The organism is Flavobacterium melibiosi (genome assembly GCF_048158545.1).
In the GTDB taxonomy this organism is placed as follows: Bacteria; Bacteroidota; Bacteroidia; order Flavobacteriales; family Flavobacteriaceae; genus Flavobacterium; species Flavobacterium melibiosi.
The window spans coordinates 312,364-335,794 of the sequence record NZ_JBLNKU010000003.1; the positions used below are offsets into that span (position 1 = coordinate 312,364).

At 34.9% G+C, this 23,431-nt stretch carries 13 protein-coding genes; 3 read left to right on the top strand and 10 right to left on the bottom strand.

Annotated elements, in window-relative coordinates; translation table 11 throughout:
* The first annotated feature begins 243 nt into the window (after positions 1 to 243).
* Complete coding sequence (locus ACM55F_RS05400; RefSeq protein WP_416852723.1) at positions 244 to 5,151, top strand: HYR domain-containing protein; 4,908 nt, start codon at positions 244 to 246, stop codon at positions 5,149 to 5,151.
* 135 nt (positions 5,152 to 5,286) lie between these two features.
* Here ACM55F_RS05400 and ACM55F_RS05405 read toward each other — a convergent pair whose 3' ends face one another.
* From ACM55F_RS05405 to uvrA, 5 genes are all read right to left on the bottom strand, one after another.
* Entirely contained in the window at positions 5,287 to 7,695 is a 2,409-nt protein-coding gene (locus ACM55F_RS05405; RefSeq protein WP_416852724.1) for an alpha-ketoacid dehydrogenase subunit alpha/beta, read from the bottom strand.
* 185 nt (positions 7,696 to 7,880) lie between these two features.
* Positions 7,881 to 10,628, bottom strand: a complete 2,748-nt coding sequence (locus ACM55F_RS05410; protein WP_416852802.1) for a gluzincin family metallopeptidase — start codon at positions 10,626 to 10,628, stop codon at positions 7,881 to 7,883.
* Between the two features lie 192 nt (positions 10,629 to 10,820).
* Entirely contained in the window at positions 10,821 to 11,549 is a 729-nt protein-coding gene (locus tag ACM55F_RS05415; RefSeq protein ID WP_416852725.1) for an LOG family protein, read from the bottom strand.
* 296 nt (positions 11,550 to 11,845) lie between these two features.
* On the bottom strand, positions 11,846 to 12,286 hold the full coding sequence (locus ACM55F_RS05420) for a DUF559 domain-containing protein (RefSeq protein ID WP_416852727.1): 441 nt from the start codon (positions 12,284 to 12,286) through the stop codon (positions 11,846 to 11,848).
* A gap of 154 nt (positions 12,287 to 12,440) precedes the next feature.
* Positions 12,441 to 15,272, bottom strand: coding sequence for an excinuclease ABC subunit UvrA (gene uvrA / locus ACM55F_RS05425; RefSeq protein ID WP_416852728.1), 2,832 nt, complete (start codon positions 15,270 to 15,272; stop codon positions 12,441 to 12,443).
* Between the two features lie 265 nt (positions 15,273 to 15,537).
* Here uvrA and ACM55F_RS05430 point away from each other — a divergent pair, with 265 nt between their 5' ends.
* Both ACM55F_RS05430 and ACM55F_RS05435 read left to right on the top strand, forming a co-directional pair.
* Positions 15,538 to 17,076: an MORN repeat-containing protein gene (locus tag ACM55F_RS05430; RefSeq protein ID WP_416852729.1), complete on the top strand. Its 1,539-nt coding sequence runs from the start codon at positions 15,538 to 15,540 to the stop codon at positions 17,074 to 17,076.
* Positions 17,077 to 17,143: 67 nt separating this feature from the next.
* Positions 17,144 to 17,908 (top strand): HEPN domain-containing protein, encoded by a 765-nt coding sequence (locus tag ACM55F_RS05435; RefSeq protein ID WP_416852730.1) that lies wholly within the window; start codon positions 17,144 to 17,146, stop codon positions 17,906 to 17,908.
* A gap of 10 nt (positions 17,909 to 17,918) precedes the next feature.
* Here the strand turns inward: ACM55F_RS05435 and ACM55F_RS05440 are convergent, their stop codons facing one another.
* The 5 genes from ACM55F_RS05440 to ggt all read right to left on the bottom strand — a co-directional run bounded on the left by ACM55F_RS05440 (position 17,919) and on the right by ggt (position 23,429).
* Positions 17,919 to 18,056, bottom strand: coding sequence for a hypothetical protein (locus ACM55F_RS05440; RefSeq protein WP_416852804.1), 138 nt, complete (start codon positions 18,054 to 18,056; stop codon positions 17,919 to 17,921).
* A gap of 101 nt (positions 18,057 to 18,157) precedes the next feature.
* The gene (locus tag ACM55F_RS05445; RefSeq protein ID WP_416852731.1) at positions 18,158 to 19,111 is read right to left on the bottom strand and encodes a Fic family protein; all 954 of its coding nucleotides are present in this window, start codon (positions 19,109 to 19,111) and stop codon (positions 18,158 to 18,160) included.
* A gap of 61 nt (positions 19,112 to 19,172) precedes the next feature.
* On the bottom strand, positions 19,173 to 20,957 hold the full coding sequence (locus ACM55F_RS05450) for a chloride channel protein (RefSeq protein WP_416852732.1): 1,785 nt from the start codon (positions 20,955 to 20,957) through the stop codon (positions 19,173 to 19,175).
* 42 nt (positions 20,958 to 20,999) lie between these two features.
* Positions 21,000 to 21,668 (bottom strand): DNA alkylation repair protein, encoded by a 669-nt coding sequence (locus ACM55F_RS05455; RefSeq protein WP_416852734.1) that lies wholly within the window; start codon positions 21,666 to 21,668, stop codon positions 21,000 to 21,002.
* Positions 21,669 to 21,743: 75 nt separating this feature from the next.
* Positions 21,744 to 23,429, bottom strand: a complete 1,686-nt coding sequence (ggt, locus tag ACM55F_RS05460) for a gamma-glutamyltransferase (protein ID WP_416852735.1) — start codon at positions 23,427 to 23,429, stop codon at positions 21,744 to 21,746.
* Positions 23,430 to 23,431 lie beyond the last annotated feature (2 nt).

Genomic DNA, 23,431 nt, shown 5'->3' on the forward strand with positions numbered 1-23,431 from the left:
TAAAATAATACCAATGCTAATTATATTTTAGTTTATCGTTCAGGTATAATACTGTTGCATATCTCATTTAGTTCAATTTTTATTGGACTAATTTGAAATAACAAACGGTATAATATGTTTTTGACGGTATATAATTCCAGTTTTTTTGGAATGAAGTTAATTGAAATAAATACTCGGTACGTCTTAATTTATCATTTCCAAAATTTGAAAAATGAAAGTATTTATTAATTTAAAATTTTTAAAATGAAAACAGTATACTTTAAAATAATGAGTTCAATTACATTACTATTATTCTGCATTTTTAATTGTATGGCAGGAAATGTTTTAATATATGGACCAATGTTATCACCATCCCCAAACGAGCAAACTTTAGCTGTGGCAGCTGGGCATACAGTAACAGTTGTTACAGCAGCACAATGGAATACAATGACAACTGCACAATTTGCGTCATATGATGTAATAATTATTCCTGATAATGCGTGTAGAGGTAGTGGTGGTAATAGTGATAGTAATTTAATGATTTTAAATGCTAATAAAAGTATTTGGTCTCCGGCAGTTACGGGAAGAATTTGTTTGATAGGTGCTGATTACCTTTTACATAGGGATGGGCAGTATCAAGAGATTATCACAAACACTATCAACTTTATTGCCGATGGTTCTGGTACTGGATTATTCTTTTCTGCAAGTTGTACTTTTTATAACAATTACAATGTACCTATCAATTTTCTTTCGAATGTAATTTCCGTGAATTCGGTTGGAAGTAACTGTCCCTCCCCATATGCTATAGTTGAGCCAAGCCATCCAATAATGAGTGGAATAACAAATTCTGGTGTCGGGTCAGGATGCACATCTCATTGCCAATTTGGTGGATATCCTGGATCTTTAAATGCCATTGCTCTTGCCGCAAACGGATTCCCTTTTATTGTTGCTTCTTCAAATCAGTGTTTAGCGCCAATCATAACCTGCCCCTCGGATTTTACGGTAGATAACGATACAGGACAATGCGGAGCAAATGTTTCATTCACGGGCACCAATGAAGCCACTGCAACAGGAACTTCGCCGACAATAACGTATTCTCTGGATTCGGGAAGTTTCTTTGCTGTGGGTACGACTTTAGTGACAGCGACAGCAACTAATGATTGCGGTACTGATTCCTGTACATTTAATGTAACGGTTAATGATAATGAGAAACCCATAATTACGTGTCCTGGTAATCAAACGTTAAATACTATAACAAATACCTGCGCAGCAAACTACACTATTGCTGATCCTATAGCAGATAATTGTACAGCTGCAATCTGGGGTTATGCATTAAGCGGTGCAACTACAGGTACAGTATCAGGTATTGCCGATGGAACAGGCAGCGGAACGGTATCTTTCAACAAAGGCGTTACAACGGTAACATTAAGTGGAACCGATGGAACAAATACGGCAACAACATGCAGTTTTACGGTAACGGTAAATGATGATCAGCTTCCAACAATTACTTGTCCAGCAAATATCAATGTTAATGCTAGTTTAGGTCAATGTTGCACTGTTGTAAACTTTCAGCAAATGAATACTATCATTTATAATCAAAGTTTTGTACAAGGTCAAACGGCTTCCTCAACTGCATGTACAACTTGGAATACTTTTCGAAGCCAACTTGTTCCAAACCCTTATACTAAGGTTACTATGAAAGGCTCCTTAAATACTACAGGTGTAAGTATGACTAATCCAACAGCGATTGCTCAATTAGCTCAATTGATTAGAACCGGAACAAATGGCTCTGTTAGTGATTTGGGTCATACCTGGTATGTTACTAGTAGTGGACAATGTGGTGGTTGCGTACCGGGTGTACCCAGTGTTGAGGTTAGTATAGATAATCCATCATATTGTGCATGCACTTCAAGTATGATTATGAGACCAAACTGGGGAGATCCAAATTGGGGAGGGCTTGCTGGTGCAAATTGTAATGCCCCATCACAAACAATGATTTTAGAATTTGAGATAAATGGAGTAAACGGGTATTTAATAAGCGATAATTGTATAGGCCCAATCACAGTCACTCAGATTGCAGGATTGCCAAGCGGAAGTTGTTTTCCGGTAGGTATAACTACAAATACTATACAAGCAACTGACGCTGCGGGTAATTCAAGTACATGTAGTTTTACGGTGACAGTAAATGATAACCAGCAGCCGGTAATCACATGTCCGGTAACCGTGAATACAAATCGCAATGCAGATGCAGGAGTTTGTACATATACAGCAGTGCTGACAGAGTTCAATGCCACAGCAACGGACAACTGCGCAGTAACATCGCTGACCTATGCATTAACCGGAGTAACAACAGGAACAGGTTCAACGTTAGCTGGTGTAGTGTTCAATAAAGGAATTACAACAGTAACCTGGACAGCGACTGATGGTGTGACCATAGCGGTGGTCTGCAGCTTTACGGTTACGGTTTTAGATAACCAGCAGCCAGTGATCACATGTCCGGTAACCGTGAATGCAAATCGCAATGCAGATGCAGGAGTTTGTAGATATACAGCAGTGCTGACAGAGTTCAATGCCACAGCGACGGACAACTGCGCAGTAACATCGCTGACCTATGCATTAACCGGAGTAACAACAGGAACAGGTTCAACGTTAGCTGGTGTGGTGTTCAATAAAGGAATTACAACAGTAACCTGGACAGCGACTGATGGTGTAACCACAGCGGTGGTCTGCAGCTTTACGGTTACGGTTTTAGATAACCAGCAGCCGGTTATCACATGTCCGGTAACCGTGAATGCAAATCGCAATGCAGATGCAGGAGTTTGTAGATATACAGCAGTGCTGACAGAGTTCAACGCCACAGCAACGGACAACTGCGCAGTAACATCGCTGACCTATGCATTAACCGGAGTAACAACAGGAACAGGTTCAACGTTAGCTGGTGTAGTGTTCAATAAAGGAATTACAACAGTAACCTGGACAGCGGCTGATGGTGTAACCACAGCGGTCGTCTGTAGCTTTACGGTTACGGTTTTAGATAACCAGCAGCCGGTAATCACATGTCCGGTAACCGTGAATGCAAATCGCAATGCAGATGCAGGAGTTTGTAGATATACAGCAGTGCTGACAGAGTTCAATGCCACAGCGACGGACAACTGCGCAGTAACATCGCTGACCTATGCATTAACCGGAGTAACAACAGGAACAGGTTCAACGTTAGCTGGTGTAGTGTTCAATAAAGGAATTACAACAGTAACTTGGACAGCGACTGATGGTGTGACCACAGCGGTGGTCTGCAGCTTTACGGTTACGGTTTTAGATAACCAGCCACCAGTAATCATTTGTCCTATTGCTGTATATACAAACCATAATACAGATGCGGGTCTGTGTACTTATAAGGTTGATAGTACTGAGTTCGATGCAACGGCAACCGATAATTGTACAACAGTATCTCTTTCATGGACTACAACAGGTGCTACAACAAATAGTGGCAATGGTTCAATGGCTGGTGTCGATTTGAATTTTGGTTTAAATACAATAACATGGACTGCAACGGACACAGCAGGTAATGAATCTACTTGTTCTATCACAGTAAATGTAAATAAAGTATCAACGACGACAACAGTTACTGTAACTCCAATTTCACAACAATACAGTGATAAAGTTAGCTTTGTTGCCACAGTTACGCCTTACAATTGTACTGGTGCGGGAACTATTGGAGGAAAAGTAACTTTCAAAATTGGAGATTTAGTGATGGGTGAAGCGAATATCTATGCTAATGGGATAGCTACTCTTTCAAACATTCCATTATTGGAAGATATGCTTTATGACTCCAATCTGAATGATCCGCTTAATCCGACAGACGGACCCTTGAAACCAGGATCTAAAACAGTCACAGCCTACTATACTGGAACTGATTCGGATTATATGGTAAGTAATCCAACAACTCCGCTTACGGTAACTTGTGAGAATGCAGATGTCACCTATAATGGCCAGACATATTTCACCGTTAATCCTAATAACTTATCGGGTACTTTAGTATTGTCTGATTATGTTCTTGATAGAGATGATACCCCTAGTGGAGCAAGAGGAGATATCAGGAATGCTACCGCTACATTCTGGAATGGTGCAATCAATGGTACTCTTTTAGGTACAGCCAGTACTCCTGTTGGTTTAGTGAATCCGCTAAATAAACAGGAAGGTTTTGTAACAACAAGTTTAAATACTGTATTAAGCAGTGCCGAAGCAAGTGGTGGCGGCAGAATTTATGATGTTTATTCTGGTTTGAATAATTATTATTGCGGTACAGACGGCCCTACTCCTGTAACACTGGCTTTGCCAGGACAGGATTTTGTTACCGGTGGTGGTTATATAGTATTCGGGAATAATTCTGCGGGTACTTATGCTGGGACAGCCGGCAAACGAATGAACTTTGGCTTTGTAATGAAATGGAATCCAAGTGGTAAGAATTTGCAGGGTAAAGTAAATGTTATTTATAGAAGAATGGTAAATGGTGTGCAAAGGATTTACCAAATCAAAGGCACATCAATTGGATCCTTAGTGGTTGAGAATGTTAATAATTCAGGAGGCACAGCTTCAGGTTCAGCCATAACTTTTAGAAGAGCCACTATTAGTACTAAAGCCAATTTGAATGACATTACAAATCCATTAAGTCCCATTTCATTAGGAGGTAATCTCAGTTTAGTCATGACAGCCTGGGAATCTACTACCGTAAATACGGGTGTATTGGATAGAGTAGGAGTACAATTATCGGGTGCTGGAAGTGTTGGATTGTTGTTCTCCAGTAATTGGTCTGGCGGTAAAACGGTATGGCAGACTTTAAATGGAGGTAAAATCCAAGTTCGTAATTCATCGACCTCTGCTGGAATTACTGCGAAAACAGCTGAAGTTAGTAAACCTGAGGAGTCATCTCTATTCAATGTGAAAACCTACCCTAATCCAACCAATCATGAATTTACTTTGGTAATTGAAGGTGGCAGTACTGAAAAAATAGACGTCACGGTGTATGATATATTTGGTAGAATGGTGAATCACATTGAAAAAAGTAATGGACAACCCATTCAGTTTGGTGAAAAACTGCCGCGAGGTTATTATACTGCCATAGTAAAACAGGGTGTTAACCAACAGACGGTCAAACTGATAAAACAGGAATGATGTTTTTGTAATAACGATTTTAAATCAAAGCCATCTCGATTAAGTTCGGGGTGGCTTTTTATTATGTAAAAACCACAACAAAAAAGCCAGACAAAATTATTTTTTTGTCTGGCTTTTTAATGATTTAAGATTTTTCTAATACAAACTTGGATATTTAACTGGATTTACTTCATTCATCATCCCATATACTTTTTCAAAAATATCTTCAGTAGATGGTTTTGAAAAATAGTCACCATCTGTGCCATAAGCTGGTCTATGCGCTTTTGCAGCCAAGGTTTGTGGTTTACTGTCTAAATAGTTGTAGGCGTCTTGTTGTTCTATAATTTGTTGTAAGATATAAGCCGAAGCACCACCCGGAACATCTTCGTCAATTACTAATAGACGATTCGTTTTGGCAATACTTTTTACCACATCTTGGTTAACATCAAAAGGCAACAATGATTGTAAATCGATAATCTCGCAATCAATGCCAACTTCAAGTAATTCTTTGGCTGCTTGTTGCACTAATCTTAAAGTGGAACCATAAGAAACTAATGTAATATCAGTACCTTCTTTCAAAGTTTCGATAACTCCAATTGGTGTTTTGAATTCGCCATAATTCAATGGCATTTTTTCTTTCAAACGGTATCCATTCAAACATTCGATTACTAAAGCAGGCTCATCACATTCCAATAAACTGTTATAAAAACCAGCTGCTTGTGTCATATTTCTTGGAACCAAAACGTGAATTCCTCTTATGGCATTTATTATCATTCCCATAGGAGATCCTGAATGCCAGATTCCTTCTAAACGATGACCACGTGTTCTTATAATTAAAGGTGCTTTTTGCTTGCCTACTGTACGGTATCTCAATGTCGCTAAATCATCACTCATGATCTGGATAGCGTACAGCAAATAATCCAAATATTGAATTTCGGCAATAGGGCGTAAGCCTCTTAAAGCCATTCCAATACCCTGACCAATGATCGTTGCTTCACGAATTCCTACATCGGCAACACGAAGTTCTCCGTATTTTTCCTGCATTCCTTCTAAACCCTGATTTACATCGCCAATGTTTCCTGCATCTTCACCAAAAATTAGTGTTTCAGGATATTTTGTAAAAATAGCATCAAAGTTGTCACGTAAAATCATGCGACCATCCGTATCTTCTTTTGCATTTTCAGAATATTCAGGTAAAACTTTTTCTACTGAAAACACATTTAAATCAGTTTCTGAGAATAAGTTACTGCTGAATGTCTGTTGCGTTTTATTGGTGTACGAAGTGATCCAAAGTGATAGTTCTTCTTTACCGGTTTCATTCATTACTAAACGTAATACTTTTCGAGCAGTTACAAGAATCTCTTTTTTCAAAGGCGATTTTATACTGTTTAAATCGGTAATCAGTTTTAGTATTCTTTCTTTGTTTTTGCTTGTTTCGGCTGTTTTTTGTAGTAAAGAAACAAGCTCTTTTTGTTCTTCAACTATAGGTTCAATAAAAGCATTCCATGCGGCTTTTTTAGCTTCAAAAACGTCTTTCTTAGCTTGTAGATCAATCGCTTCAATTTCTTCCGGAGATGCAATATTGATGGCAATCATCCATAGTTTCATTTGACGGAGACAATCAAAATCTTTTTCCCATGCTAATCGATTTGAGTCTTTGTATCTCTCATGAGATCCTGAACTGGAATGTCCTTGCGGTTGTGTCAATTCGTTTACATGAATTAAAACCGGAATATGTTTTTCACGAGCAATAGTAGCTGCTTTTTCATAAGTAGCAACTAAGTCGGCATAATCCCAACCTTTTACTTTTAGTATTTCAAAACCATTAGTATTACTTTCTCTTTGATATCCTTTTAAAATTTCTGAGATACTTTCTTTAGTTGTTTGATGTCTTGCATGAACAGAAATTCCATACTCATCATCCCAAACACTCATCACTATAGGCACTTGTAAAACACCGGCAGCATTTATAGTTTCAAAGAATAATCCTTCAGAGGTACTTGCATTTCCTATTGTTCCCCAAGCTATTTCATTACCATCTACAGAAAAATTTGCTGCATTGGCAATTCCTGAAACTTGGCGGTATATTTTTGATGCCTGTGCTAATCCCAGTAATCGCGGCATTTGTGCTGCAGTAGGAGAAATGTCAGCACTTGAATTTTTTTGTTTGGTTAAATCTTTCCAAGATCCGTCTTCATTCAAACTATGCGTTGCAAAATGGCCGCCCATTTGTCTTCCTGCAGACATTGGTTCTTGTACAATATCAGTATGTCCATATAAGCCTGCAAAAAATTCCTGCATGGTTAATTCACCAATGGCCATCATAAAAGTTTGATCACGGTAGTAACCGGAACGGAAATCTCCATTCTTGAACGCTTTTGCCATAGCTAACTGAGGCACTTCTTTTCCATCGCCAAATATTCCAAATTTAGCCTTTCCAGTCAATACTTCTTTGCGTCCTAACAGGCTACATTCCCTGCTAATTGTGGCTATTTTATAGTCACTTAATACTTCAGTTTTGAAATCTTCAAATGTCAGGGTAGTATTGATTTTTTCTTTTATCATAATTGAAAGTATAACTTTGTGCTGCAAATTTAATTAAAAACTAGCTATTTTCATAATTCATTAAAAGAAATATAATTTAATTATTAGTAATTAATTTGTATTTAGCAGATGTATTATTTTGATATACATATTTTAATAACTCTATTTTAGAGAATAATGTAATTAATGTCAGTTTTTATGTTGGATTAGAACCATTTTCGATTAAAAAGATTGATTAATGTTTTTGGTGAGAATGTAACCACAAATCGAATTTTTTCGTTGTAGTTATTTTGTGCAATTTCCCATCCATTGTTGGAATAAATTGGAAAATACAATTCGAAATAGTCCGTTACTAGATTCAGACGAATTCCGCTATCATATACGAATCTCGCATTTTGGGTTCTATTTTTAATAAGACCTATGTCACCATATATTTCCATCCAGTTCCAAATATTAAAACTTCCGTTTAAAGTGGTAATCCATTGATTGGCAAAAGGGGTATTTAGTTTTGATTTAAAACCACCCTCAGCTAATATAAATTGTTGGCTATAAAAACCTTTGCTTTCAGATCTTCCATAATAGTTATAATCAAATAGATAATCCGTTGGGCGGTCTAATGCAAAACTGAAAAAATCGGATTCGGATCTATTGTACAAAAAACTTCCGGCATACAATCGTAAATTTATTTGAAAATTATTTTCAAAGAGTTTTCTATATTCTAATTCGGTCGCAATTTTTCCAAATTTACTTGATATTTGGACATCAGAAATGAAATTAAAATGATTGGTAACTTCTGTTCTGGTGTTGAAATATTTGGCGTTAAAAACCGAATAATTTTCGGTAGAATTATCAGTAATAAAATTGCTCATTTCTCTGTTTACCAATACTTGACGTAATAGAATAGCCTGTTTTCTATTGTCTCTAAAGCTTTCCTGGCGAATCCGCATTAGAATTGTAGGGTTTATTTTTAGATAAGTCGCATCTGGTGCATAATGGAAAAAGGAACCAGTGGCAGAATATTTTACATTGTATAAAGTACTATTTCTGTAATTTTTATTAACTACAAAAGAAGCAAATCCAGATAAATTATCTGATTTAGTTGAATAGGATGGATTGATATCAAATGTAAACGGCTTATCTAAAATAGTTTTATTATGAAGCCTTAATCCTGGACTAAGTCCATCATAATAATTATAAGTCAGCGTAGGCACGTATAGAACTTGATTGTAATATGGATCTTCCAAATCCTTCATAAAGACAAATTTTACCGGACGATTATTTGGAAAAAAACCTTCTAATTTTTTCCAGTTATTTCTTAAATTATATTCAGGAACTTCGTTTTTGTAATTTAAAATAATTTTGTCGGCATTTTTTCTTTCAATTGTAAAAGCACTGTCCATTTCATTGGCATCAAGCCATTTCTTAAAAACTACTTCACCTTTTTTTACTCCATAAACAGGAATTGGCACCAAAACATTAGTTTTGTTTTTTACTGAAAAAGTAATGCTGTCTTTCGTTTTTGTAACATTAGTAAATTTGTAATCAATGATTTCGCGTGAACCAACTATTGTTTTAAAAAACCAGTCAATGTCTTTATAGGTATTTGATTTTAGTATGGTTTCAAAATCAGTTCTCGAAACTTGTTTTTCCTTATTTTCAGTGTAAAATTGACGAATGCTATTGTTTACTTCATTGTGCTCCAGATAATCGTCCAGAAATCTAAAACTCAATCCGGCGCGGTATTTACTGGCAATTTGTTCATTGAATTTTATTAAACTATTTTTCGGATCACCAAGTGGCTGATCTAAATTTTTCCGAGCCATCAGCATATAAAAATAGCTGTATTGCTCATTAAAATTTAAATTAGTTAAGTTATAGCTTTTTAATAATCGAAGTTTGGAAACGCTGCCAAACATCTTCGTGTTTGGATGGTTTTCATCAATATATTTCATCATCGCGTAAACTTGAATTCCATCATAAATCCAGTTGTCTTTTCGGGGATTTAAACGCAAGCTATTTTTTAAATAGGAACTCAGGTAGGTTTTCAAAAACTTAATCTCAAAAATAAATTCATCTGTAAATGGACTTAAGAAAGATGGCAATTGATTCAGGCCATAAAAAGGATTTCTTTCATAATCTGTTTGGGAAACAATTATTTTTTCATGAGGATATTTACCGATAAGAGTATCTACATAATTCATCACCCGATCCACAATAACTGCTTTTTGAATGGCACTTATTTTATTTTCTTTGAGATTAGTCAGTACTTCGTTTGCATTATTTTTAAAACTAATAAAACTGGATTTTGGTTCTACAAAAAGACTAAAATCAGTTCGGTTATTTCCAGACAATTTATAGCTTGATAAATCCCCAGTCTTATTTGGTAAACTGCTATTCAAATCAGAAGTGATTTCCAAATTTTCTGGGATTTTCAGGTCAATGTAAAAATTAGAAACCGCATTGGCAATATCATCCAAATTATTGTTGCTGTAGGTAATAAAATTATGATTTTCATAACGTGTAGGAGTAAGAAACCAGTTTTTAAGATTCATTTCTCCGTTATTATTATAGCCATATTTAGTGAATTTATCACTGGGAATTTTAGCAATATAGGTTAGATGTAAAGTGATTTTCTGGTTTGGAAGTAATTTTTCTTTTAATTTAACTTCAATGTAATCAGGGTTTTTCTCCGTTCTTTGCCATGAAAGGAATAATTGATTGGGATCAATAATAGTTAAATTTTTCGTACTTCCTCGTTCTTCTTCTTTAGCCAAATGAAAGCCTCTATAAAATTCATCCGAAAAACGTTTGGCCAATGGCGTATTTTTATCAGAATAGGCGTTGTTCCAGTCATTCAAAACAATTGTTGACAACGTATCGTTTGACTGATTAAAAAAAGTAATTTGTTGTTGAATATTCAAAGTTTTATTCTCCGTATTTAACTCAGCTGTTATATCAGAATGATGTTGTCCATATTGTTTTATTGAAAGTAATAAAACAAGAGTATAAAACGTAATTTTAAAGAATGAGTTCAAATTCCGGTATTGATTTTATTAAAAAAATAAATATACTTTTTTTTAGAATAAAACACTATAAAAACTGCCTAATTAACATAAAAAAAAGCTGTTGATTAGACAGCTTTTTTATTAAAAATTCGGAGTTAAATCATATTTTTTATAGAATTTATCTAATACATCAACGACTTCATCTTCGGTATCAACTATTTTAAATAAATTCATGTCTTCTGCGCTTACAGTACCTTCTTTTTCTATTAAAACCGTTTTTATCCATTCGATCAATCCGGCCCAAAAGCTAGTCCCCACCAATATTATTGGGAATCTCGCAATTTTTTTTGTCTGAATCAAAGTCATCGCTTCAAACAATTCATCCATCGTTCCAAAACCTCCCGGCATCACCACAAATCCTTGGGAATATTTGACAAACATTACTTTTCGAACAAAGAAATAATCAAAATTTAAGTTTTTATCGCTGTCAATATACGGGTTGAAATGTTGCTCAAAAGGCAGCTCAATATTCAATCCCACCGATGTTCCTCCACCCAGATGTGCGCCTTTATTTCCAGCTTCCATAATTCCCGGACCACCACCAGTAATCACGCCATAACCGGCTTTACTGATTTTGTAAGCAATTTTTTCGGCAAGTAAATAATATTTATCTTCTGGTTTCGTTCTAGCCGAGCCAAAAATAGTCACACACGGACCTATGCGTCCCATGCTTTCATAACCATTCACAAATTCGGCCATGATTTTAAAAATCGCCCAACTGTCATTAGTTCTTATTTCGTTCCAGGTTTTTCTTTTCAGTCTGTCTTGGATTACTTTATCCTCGTCATTATCAAAATCTTCTAATCTCATATTTTCTATTTTAAATCTTATTTTTTGAAGCTATTTCCTGCTGTCCGCTTTATCTTTCTAGTCCTGAACTTGTTTCAGAATCCTGAAACAAGTTCAGGACTAGAAAGGATGCCGCTTCCATCAGGGCTAGGGCTCCCAAAATACTAAAGTAACTCTTTTTTCAAAAACTGCGCCGTAGAGCTCTTTTTAATTTTTATAATTTCTTCCGGAGTTTCTTTAGTTACAATTATTCTGCCTGCTTTTCCCCTCTTTTGGAGGGGTGCCCAGAGGGCGGGGTGGTTTTATTGTCGAAATTTTCAGATAGTAGTCGCTTTATTTCCAAATTCTACAATAATATATTTCTCTAATTCCATCATCACATTATTCAAATCATGTTTTACTCTTAAATCAGAGATACTATAAACCTTTAACCCTAAAGAAACGAGATAATCTTCTCTTTTTTGGTCGTACGCTTCTTTGTTATCATGGCTTGAACCTTCAATTTCGACTACTAATCCTAAAGTTTTTACATAAAAATCTACGATAAAATTACCAATGATTCTTTGTCTGTCAAAATCTATTTTCCAGAACATTCCTTTGTGTACTTGCAACCAAAAAATGACTTCTGATAGCACACCTGCTTTGCGTAATGCTCGTGATCTTGCTTTTAGTTTTATGTTGTAAGGTAAGTTTTCAATGTAATTTCTATAAATAGGTTGCGTGTTTATATAAGCAGTTATTTCGCCATTGTTTTCCATACGATTTGCTTTTTATTCCTCTCCTTTGGATGTATTGTCATTTATGACGGGGTGATTTTTAGGATTGAATTTACAAAAAAATATCAATTGTAGCGAAAATGAAAGTAAATAAAAACCACCCCGCCCTTCAGGCACCCCTCCAGAGGAGGGGAATTTAAGTCAATTCTTTTTTCAAAAACTGCGCCGTATAACTCTTCTTAATTTTTATAATTTCTTCCGGAGTTCCTTTGGCAATAAGCTGTCCGCCGCCTTTTCCACCTTCAGGACCAATGTCTATAATATAATCGGCCAGTTTAATCACGTCCATATTATGTTCGATAATCAATATCGTATTCCCTTTGTCTACCAGTTTATTAATCACTTCCATCAATACTCTGATGTCTTCAAAATGCAATCCGGTTGTGGGTTCATCCAGAATATAAAACGTATTTCCAGTATCTTTTTTGGATAATTCTCCAGCCAGTTTGATGCGTTGCGCTTCACCGCCGGAAAGCGTTGTGCTTTGTTGGCCAAGCGTGATATAGCCCAAACCAACATCCTGAATGGTCTTTACTTTTCTGTAAATCTTCGGAATCATTTCAAAAAACGGAACCGCTTCGTCAACCGTCATATTCAACACATCCGAAATTGATTTTCCTTTGTATCGAATTTCCAATGTTTCTCGGTTAAAACGTTTCCCTTGACACGTTTCACATTCTACATACACATCCGGTAAAAAGTTCATTTCAATCGTTCGTACACCAGAACCTTCGCAGGTTTCGCAACGTCCGCCTTTTACATTAAAACTAAATCGTCCCGCTTTATATCCCCGAATCATACTTTCGGAAGTCATCGTAAACAGATTTCTGATTTCGGTGAAAACTTCGGTGTATGTTGCCGGATTCGAACGCGGTGTTCTCCCAATCGGGCTTTGGTCAATATCAATCACTTTATCGATATGTTCCAATCCTTCAATTTTTTTATACGGTTGCGGCTTTTTGACACCATTGAAATAATAAGCGTTCAAAATAGGATAGAGCGTTTCATTAATCAAAGTTGATTTTCCACTTCCCGAAACTCCCGTTACGCAAATCATTTTACCCAAAGGCAATTCTATAGAAACATTTTTCAGGTTGTTTCCTGTTGCTCCGGTCAGTTTTAGGAATTTTCCATTTCCTTCTCTACGTTTTTTTGGAACTTCAATTTTCATCTCGCCATTCATGTACATCGCTGTAATAGTATGATGTTTCAGGATTTCGGCAGGCGTCCCTTTACTGATAATTTCGCCTCCATATTTTCCTGCTTTTGGTCCAATATCAATCACATAATCCGCACGTTCAATCATATCTTTATCGTGTTCCACCACAATTACGGAGTTTCCAATATCGCGTAATTGTTCCAGAGAATGAATCAATTTGTCATTGTCTCTTTGGTGTAAACCAATACTCGGCTCATCCAAAATATACAAAACACCAACCAACTGCGAACCAATTTGTGTTGCTAAACGGATTCGTTGTGCTTCACCACCCGAAAGTGATTTTGAGCTTCGGCTTAAAGCCAAATAATCCAAACCTACATTCATCAAAAAGTTCAATCGGTCCTTAATCTCTTTGATTACCTCAGTAGCAATAATCTTTTGTTTATCAGATAAATGGTTTTCTAAATCAAGAAACCAAGCGGTTAAATCCGAAATGTCCATATCGCACAATTCGGTACTATTTTTTTCATTAATTTTAAAGAACATCGCTTCTTTTTTCAAACGGGAACCTTCACAAACAGGACATTTTATTTCGTCCATAAATTCCTTTGCCCAACGTTTTATAGTTGTGGAACCGCTTTCGTCATGCTGATTTTTTATGAAATGGGAAATCCCTTCAAAATCAATTTTGTATTCTCGAGCAACGCCTAAATCTTTGGAGTTGATGGTGAATTTTTCTTTTCCGCCATTCAAAATCATTTCCATCGCTTCCTGCGGAATAGTTTCCACGGCATCAGTCAATTTGAATCCATATTTTTCGCCTATGATTTCTAATTGCTTAAAAATCCAGGATGATTTGTATTCGCCTATTGGAGCAAAACCACCTGCTTTTATAGATAATTTCGGATTTGGAATAATCTTTTTAGTATTGATTTCGTTTACCGTTCCTAATCCGTTACAATGGTCGCAAGCGCCTTTTGGTGAGTTGAAAGAGAACAAATTCGGTTCCGGATTTTGATAGGAAATTCCAGTACTTGGACACATCAAATTCCTGCTAAAAAAACGTACTTCATTAGAATCTTGGTCCAAAACCATCAATACATTTTCCCCATGATGCATGGCGGTGTTAATGCTTTCTGTCAAGCGTTTTTCGTTATCTGGCGTATCTTCAATCACCATTCGGTCCACAACAATTTCGATGTCGTGTGTTTTGTAACGGTCTAATTTCATTCCCAGAGTAATGTCCAGCACATCGCCATTGACACGAACTTTAAGGAATCCTTGCTTGGCAATTTGTTGGAAAAGTTCCGCATAATGCCCTTTTCGAGCGCGAATAACTGGTGCCAAAATATTGATTCGTTTACCTGTAAAGTCCTGAATTATCAAATCTTTGATTTGTTCATCAGAATAGGAAACCATTTTTTCGCCGGTATTGTAGCTGTATGCATCAGCACCACGCGCGTACAATAAACGCAGAAAATCATAAATTTCAGTGATAGTTCCCACAGTGGAACGCGGACTTTTACTGGTCGTTTTTTGTTCAATGGCAATTACTGGAGAAAGTCCGTCGATTTTATCAACATCGGGACGCTCCAAACCACCCAAAAACTGACGCGCATAAGCAGAAAAAGTTTCTACATAACGGCGTTGCCCTTCGGCATAAATGGTATCAAAAGCTAAAGAGGATTTCCCAGAACCGGAAAGACCAGTAATTACGACCAGTTTTTCACGAGGAATGGAAATATCTATGTTTTTTAAGTTGTGAACGCGAGCGCCTTGAACTTCAATAGTATTGTCTTTGTCTAACATAATTTTTGTAAATTCCGAATGGTCGGAAGCAAAGTTACCATTTTGATTTATTCTTTCGATACAACACTTTAGAAGTTTATGTTAAATTAGGATAGGTATTAACTTTTTTTTGCAAAGCTACCATTGCAGAAATATTGAAATGATAAAAAAGTTGAGCTGATGATTTGTAATAAAATAGTTATACATTAGCGGGAGAATAAGAAGTTTTTTAAGATATAAACTTCTCAAATCACAGTAATTTTTAGTGCATTAAGAAAGAATAATTATGAAAAAAGTACAATTATTTATACTCTTTTTTGGATTTTGCTTTACGGCAATATCTCAGACATCAATTGTTTTAGAGAAAAAGAATGGTGTTTATTTTGTGCCTTGTAAAGTGAATGGATTGAATATGAAATTCATTTTTGATACAGGAGCAAGTGATGTTACAATTTCATCGACAGAAGCTCTATTTATGTTAAAAAACGGATATTTATCTAAAAATGACTTGATTGGAACAGAGTATTATCAAATTGCTAATGGTGATATTCAAAAAGGAACCAAAATATTAATTAGAAATATTAAAATTGGAGGATATCAATTACATAATATTCAAGCTAGTATCATTCACAATTCAAATGCTCCTCTTTTACTCGGACAATCAGCATTGGAGAAATTGGGAAAATTTTACTTTGATTATTCAAAAAACACACTTGTTATTTTTGATGGCAATGTGGATAGTTTTTATTATGGCTGTATAAATGGTGACTGTTTTAATGGTTTTGGAACAAAAACTATTAAAGGAGGTCAAAAATACATTGGAAATTTTGTAGATGGAAAATTTAACGGAAGAGGAACATATACTTTTTCAAGTGGTGCTAAGTACGTTGGAGATTTTAAAGATGGTAGTAAGAATGGAAAAGGAACATATACTTTTTCAGATGGTGCTAAGTACATTGGAGATTTTCAAGATGACAAATTTAGCGGAAATGGTACATTTACCTTTCCAAATGGAGATAAGTATATTGGAATTTTTCAAGATGATAAAAAAAATGGAAAAGGAACATTATTTTTTTCAAATGGTAATAAGTACGTTGGAGATTTTAAAGATGATAAAAAAAATGGAAATGGAACATTTACTTTTTTAAATAGAGATGAGTATGTTGGAGAGTTTAAAGATGGTAATATAAATGGAAAAGGTACATATAACTTTCAAAATGGTGATAAGTATATTGGAGAATTTATTGATGGCACATTTAATGGAAACGGTACATTAACTCTTCTAAATGGTGATAAGTATATTGGTAGTTTTAAAGATGGTTTTAAATACGGTAAAGGAACTTACACATTCCAAAATGGCAAAGAATATTTAGGAGATTTTAAAGATGGTGAATTTAACGGAATTGGAACACTAACATATCCAAATGGTGATATTTACATTGGAAACTTTTTAGATAGTAAATGTAGCGGAAAAGGAGTATATACTTATTTTACTGGTGCTAAATATATTGGCGATTTCAAAGATGACAAATATAATGGTGAAGGAACATTAACTTTTCAAGATTGGAGCGAGTATGTTGGGAATTTTAAAAATGGTGAAATAAATGGTATCGGAACATATACTTTTAAAAATGGTAATAAGTACGTTGGAGATTTAAAAGATAACTCATTTAATGGAAATGGAGCATTAACTTTATCAAATGGTGATAAGTATATAGGAGGTTTTAAAGATGGAAAATATAACGGTTATGGAACGTTAACTACACCAAAAGGTAAGACACAATTTGGGTATTTCAAAGATGGCGTTTTTGAGGGTGATAAATAAAACTATGGAATAGCACCAGAAAATAATTTTCAAATATTTTGATTGAATATTGTAATAAACGTAAATTATGCAAGATAAAAAAATGCCTTTTTCCGGACCATATGCTAGTTATCTGACAACGGTCTCTGTCTTAAGATTACAACTTATGATTTCAACCCAATTTACAGACCAAGAATGTCTTGATTGGGAAAAATCGTTAAGAATAGATTTGGCCGAAACAAACTTCGAAATTGTAAATGATGAAATATTAGGCCGCTTAAAAGAAGCACCGTTTTTTATGTTGAATGAATTACGTTTGAGTTCAATTTCTTCAGCTGTTATTAATTTTACCTCAACTACTGAGCATTATATTAAAGATATGATTGAACTTAGTTTAAAAAGAAACTCAAGTCTAAGAAAAAAAGCTTTTAGTAATTGCAAAATATCAGCATTGGAACTGGAAGAGGATTTATCATTAAATGATATAAAAAAAAGAATTTTTAAGATAATATCCGCAGAACAATCAAAAGGTGAATTATTTAGTATGAAATTTAAAAAGGCAACATCTTTTTTGTCTATTGACATATCTTCTATACAAACTGAATTATTCAAAAGTTTAGATTCTCTATGGGAGTTGAGAAATAAAATAGCACATTCAAATAAAGGATTTATCAAAATATTTGAAATTTCTACTCCAAAAGGATTAATAATTTTAAATAATGAACCACAAAAAAAAGAATATTTAAACTTTTCAATTTCACTACTTGAAATTATTGATGATTTCACAAAATATTTAAAGGAATGGGATTCCAGAGTATTAGAAAAGTGGCCAGCGAGTTCATTTGTAAAATAAAAAAATCTAACTACATGGATTGAGATTTCGTTTTAGTTTTAAGACCAGTAATGACTACCAGTTTTTCTCTCGGAATAGAAACGCCTATATTTTTAAGATTGTGAACGCAAGCGCCTTGAACTTCAATGGTATTGTCTTTGTCTAACATAATTCTTGCAAAAAAGCAAAGTTACCATTTTGATTTATTCTTTCGATAGAACAGTTTAGAAGTTTATGTTAAAATGGGATATAAAAAAACGCCAACCTAAGTTAGCGTTTTCTTTTTCTGGTTGCCATATAATCTTCTACGGCTTCTCTGGTAGTTAGCCAGTTCCGACCTTCCTTGTAGGCATCAATCTTTCCTGTTCTAGCCAATAAACTGATGTATTCTTGGCCATATGGCATATTAGGTTCTTGAACTAAATTTGAAATTGCTACATATTCTTTGTCATTTCCAGGCAATGCATTAATGTAAATATTCAAAGTACGTTCTAATGATTGACACATCAACAAGGTCAATTTTTGATAATTACCACCATTTGCTTGATTCAGTGCTTCGTAGTATTTCTTTCTGTCATTTTTTAAGATTATGGCAGGCGGAAAACCGGAACGCATCAGTAATAAATTCATTGCCAACCGAACCGTACGACCATTTCCATCAAAGAAAGGATGTATCCATACTAATTTATGATGAAAAACGGTTGCTAGCTCAATATCATTAAGTTCTAATGGATTTGTATTTATAAAATCAATTAGTTCATCCAATAAATCCGGAACTTTATTTGCATTTGGCGGGGTAAAATTAGCGCCAGTAATGCGAACACCTCCATTACGAATACGTCCAGCAAAGTCATCTTCTATAGAACGTAAAACCAATCCGTGTAAAGACAAAATATCTATACTCTGTAAATTATAATCTTCATCTACAATAGAATATAAATAGTCAATTGCTTTATCGTGATTGTGAGTTTCAAAATGTTCCCGAAGCGATTTACCTTTTATGGTAATACCTTCTTGAATAACCATTTGTGTCTCTCGAAGGCTCATTGTATTTCCTTCAATACTATTAGAGTTATAAGTCCACTCAATGGAGAGACTTTCTTTGATTTTATGTAAAGCAATATTTGGCAATGGTCTGCTGGTTTGCAGAACTTGCTTTTTTTCATACAATCTTTCAAAACTTGTTTGAAATTCTTCTCGGTAGTTTAGGTCTATCTTCCACATAACCACAAATGTACTGCTTAATATCGGATAATAAAAAATTTTATATCTATCCGATATTAATTTATTCTATCGTCATCGATTTTAGTTTGGCTCTATAGGCCTCAAGAGCGATAGATTTGGAAATAAAGCCATAATATTTGCCCTCTTTGATTACCGGTAGAAAAACAACTTTTGCTTTTTCAAATTTATTCATTACAGTTTCCATACTATCCTCGGGAGCTATTGTTTCTATTGGTGGAATCATAACTTCTTTTATCAAAGTATATTTTACCCGATATGGGTTGAATATAATTTCTCTGATGGTATTAAAATGAACGATTCCTACCATTTTTAGTTCTTTATCAACGACAGCAAAAATAACTTGATTGGAATGTGAAATTAAATCAACTAATTTTTCTAGATTTTCATCAGGAGAAACGGTTAAATAATCCGTTTGAATGATCGCGTTAGTGACTAATGTAGAGAGTACATTAGTGTCTTTATTGCTGGTGAAAGCATGTCCTTTTTTGGCTAAATTTTTCACGTCCATGGAATGTTTTTCAAATCGTTTTGAAATGGCAAAACTGATAGAAGCAACGATCATTAAAGGAATCATTAAATTATATCCTCCTGTAATCTCCGCAATTAAGAAAATTGCCGTTAGTGGCGCATGAAATAATCCACTTAATATTCCAGCCATTCCTACCATAGTAAAATTACTAATTGGTAATTTTGTCAATCCGGTAAGATTTAGAAATTTAGAAAAGAAAAAACCAACATAGGAGCCTAAAAATAGGGAAGGAGCGAAGTTACCACCATTGCCACCACAGCCCAGCGTAATTCCCGTGGCAAAAACTTTCACCATCATCGTTATACCAACAAAAGCCAAAAGTGCCCAGCTGTTATTTCTAAATCCCTCAAATAGCGTATTTTCCAATAATTGTCCAGGATCATTCTCTGATAATGTTTTAATACTTTCATACCCTTCTCCAAAAAGCGTCGGAAAAATAAAAATTAGAATCGCCAAAACAGAAGCCCCAAAGAATGCTTTTTTATAAGGAGAAAATTTAAGTCGGTGAAAAAAATGTTCTACTCTCTCAAAATTTCTGGAGTAATAAACAGAAATAAATCCGGTAAACAAACCTAAAAGCACATAAAATGGAATGTTATGGTAATTAAAAGTTTGTTGTTGTTTAAAAGACAATAAAATGGTCTCGTCTAAGGCTATAACAGAGACTAAAGCACCAGTCGCTGCTGCAATCATGATGGGAGTGAATGCTGAAATACTTACATCTACCAACAAGACTTCAATGGCAAACAAAACTCCGGCAATAGGAGCATTAAAAGCTGCAGCAATACCGGCGGCAACACCACAACCAATCAATAAAGTTCGGTCTTTATAGCTTAATTTATATTTCTGGGCATAATTAGATCCAAAAGCGGCACCGGTAATTACAATAGGACTTTCTAAACCTGCAGAACCTCCTAAACCAACTGTCAGGGAACTTGTGACTATTTGAGCATACATTTGTTTTTTTGGAATAATACTTGCTTTTTTAGCTACTGCATATAAAATTTGTGAAGTCCCTTTTTGGATTGTTCCTCCTAAAACTCTTTTGACAACAAAAACAGTAAGCAAAATACCAATTATAGGCAAAATACTATTGATGAATCCCAATTTTAAAATTCCACTGACATATGTAGCAAAAGAAAATACCCAGTGCGCAAAAGTTTTTAAAACGATAACAGCAAAAGCGGCAGAAATACCAACCAAAACCGCTGATAAAAATATAAACTGCTTTGGCGTCAACATGGATTGTGCAAAAGCGATTATGGTTTCTAATTTCGAAATATATTTTTTGAACATGATAATTTTTAAAAGGGGTGCAAAACTACTATTATTTTAATTTCAACAAATATTTTTCAACGCTTCTTTTGTGCTTAATGGTTTTAAATTACTGTTTTCTACAAACTGTCTCACAATTTCGGGATTTGACTTTGCATATTCCCGTAACGCCCAGCCAATTGCTTTTTGAATAAAAAATTCCTTAGAATGAGCTTGTTTAAGACATTCTGAAAATAAAAAATCAGCATTCGTTTTTTGTTTGTAACCCAATTGAAATAAAATAGCACTTCGGTTCAACCACATATTCTCAGAATTTGAAAATCGTTCTATTACATTTTTGGTTTCTAATGGAAATTCCAATAGATATTCACCCAAAATGTACTTCGCAATCGTATCAATGCTGTCCCACCAAGAGTTATTTAGTATCAGTTTTTCAATCAGTTGAATATCTTCCTTTTTATAATTCCCCTTGAGTTCTTTTATCAAAATTTCAATCGCACAATAATGAAATTCCCGTTCTTGCTTTGAATATAAATCCAATGCAATTGCTCTTGCGTTTATTGAAACTTCTGGCTTGTTTTCTTTCCAAATTTCCTTGAAAATACGTCTTCGTTCCTCAGTTTTTATTCCAAAAAAAGGAAAGTTATTCTTCATGTATTTTGCCATCGCAAAAGCATTTTCAGGATTTTTATTTGCTGCAAAAGCGTTTTCTAAGGCAAGTATAAAGTTCATAAATAGTAAATTTCAATGGCAAAATTCAATAACAATGTCAATTTAAAATGCTTAACATAGTCGATAACCCATAACCTAAAATCCAACCGCTTTATCATCTCCTCTAAAATCAGCGCCACCTTCGAGTTTCTTATTTGGTAAAACCAAAATAGCATCTACTTTTCCTATTACAGGTGTCGTTTTTTCATTAATGATATATCCTTTTGATTTCAAGTTTTCAAAGGTTTTTGTATCGAAAGTATTAGGCTCAAATGTGATTAAATCCGGTAACCATTGGTGGTGAAAACGAGGTGCATTTACCGCTTCTTGCATACTCAAACGATACTCGTAAACATTTAATATCGTTTGCAATACCGATGTGATTATTGTAGAACCTCCCGGAGAACCCACGACCATAAATAATTTTCCGTTTTTCTCTACAATAGTTGGAGTCATCGAACTCAGCATTCGTTTTTGTGGCGCAATACTGTTGGCTTCATTCCCTACTAACCCAAACATATTCGGTTCTCCTGGTTTGGCACTGAAATCATCCATTTCATTGTTTAGAAAAAAGCCCAATTCATCACAATAATATTTAGAACCATAACCATCGTTTAATGTTGTAGTTGACGAAACCGCATTCCCAAACTGATCCACAATTGAATAATGGGTAGTCTCTGTACTTTCATTATAATTTACTTGTCCTTCTTTTATTTCCGATGATAAAGTGGCTTTTTCAAAACTAAAATTCGACATTCTTTGTTTTAAATAATCATCTGCCATTAAGGCTTTCAAAGGGATTTTTACAAAATCAGGATCGCCCAGATAATAACTTCTGTCTGCATAGGCTCTTCTTTCGGCTTCTACGATAACTTGAATGGCTTCCGTTGAGTTATGTCCCATTTTAGCCAAGTCGAAAGGCGCTATCATTTTGAAAATTTCAGCGAGACAAATTCCGCCACTACTAGGTGGAGGCATAGAAATCACTTTTAAATCTTTGTAATCAAAAGTGAGTGGCGTTCTCCATTTGGCTTCGTATTTAGCCAAATCTTCCAAGGTGATTATTGCTCCTTTTTCTTGAAGATATTTAACTAATATTTCAGCAGTTTTTCCTTTGTAAAATTCATCTTTGCCATTTTTTGAAATCCTTTTCAATGTAGCTGCCAGAGCAGGATATTTTATAACATCATTTTCTTTGAAAGCAGTTGCAAATAACGTTTTGTCACCATTTACTTTTATGATTTTCGCTCGATAAGCAGCCAATCGGTCTTCTTGTTTTTTGGTAACAATGACACCTCTTTCAGCTAATGCAATTACAGGTTTCAGAATTTCTTCTATAGGTAATGAACCCAATTTTTCATGAACTGCAAATACACCGGCAATCGTTCCGGGAACTCCAATAGCAAGAGGAGATTCGGTACTTTTTCCTTTTATAACATTTCCTTTTTCGTCCAGAAACATATCTTTTGTGGCTGCCAATGGTGCTTTTTCTCGGTAATCCAAAGAACCTATTTCGCCATTTGCTTTTCGATACACCATAAAACCGCCACCGCCAAGATTTCCTGCAAACGGGTAAGCCACTGCAAGAGCCAATTCGGTTGCCACCATCGCATCAAAAGCATTTCCGCCTTTTTTCATGATTTCAACTCCAATTTTGGAAGCTTCTTCACGTGCCGAAACTACCATTGCTTCATTAGCAACAAGTCCAGTGGGTTGAACCATTACATTTTGGGTTTTACAACCAATAGAAAGAACACTCAATAGAATAATAATTTTTTTCATTC

Bases quoted from the DNA above. Each gene is read 5' to 3' on its own strand.
- ggt (WP_416852735.1), bottom strand. From the start codon at position 23,429: ATGAAAAAAATTATTATTCTATTGAGTGTTCTTTCTATTGGTTGTAAA.
- ACM55F_RS05440 (WP_416852804.1), bottom strand. From the start codon at position 18,056: ATGTTAGACAAAGACAATACCATTGAAGTTCAAGGCGCTTGCGTTCAC.
- uvrA (WP_416852728.1), bottom strand. From the start codon at position 15,272: ATGTTAGACAAAGACAATACTATTGAAGTTCAAGGCGCTCGCGTTCAC.
- ACM55F_RS05435 (WP_416852730.1), top strand. From the start codon at position 17,144: ATGCAAGATAAAAAAATGCCTTTTTCCGGACCATATGCTAGTTATCTG.
- ACM55F_RS05420 (WP_416852727.1), bottom strand. From the start codon at position 12,286: ATGGAAAACAATGGCGAAATAACTGCTTATATAAACACGCAACCTATT.
- ACM55F_RS05455 (WP_416852734.1), bottom strand. From the start codon at position 21,668: ATGAACTTTATACTTGCCTTAGAAAACGCTTTTGCAGCAAATAAAAAT.
- ACM55F_RS05405 (WP_416852724.1), bottom strand. From the start codon at position 7,695: ATGATAAAAGAAAAAATCAATACTACCCTGACATTTGAAGATTTCAAA.
- ACM55F_RS05400 (WP_416852723.1), top strand. From the start codon at position 244: ATGAAAACAGTATACTTTAAAATAATGAGTTCAATTACATTACTATTA.
- ACM55F_RS05430 (WP_416852729.1), top strand. From the start codon at position 15,538: ATGAAAAAAGTACAATTATTTATACTCTTTTTTGGATTTTGCTTTACG.
- ACM55F_RS05415 (WP_416852725.1), bottom strand. From the start codon at position 11,549: ATGAGATTAGAAGATTTTGATAATGACGAGGATAAAGTAATCCAAGAC.
- ACM55F_RS05445 (WP_416852731.1), bottom strand. From the start codon at position 19,111: ATGTGGAAGATAGACCTAAACTACCGAGAAGAATTTCAAACAAGTTTT.
- ACM55F_RS05450 (WP_416852732.1), bottom strand. From the start codon at position 20,957: ATGTTCAAAAAATATATTTCGAAATTAGAAACCATAATCGCTTTTGCA.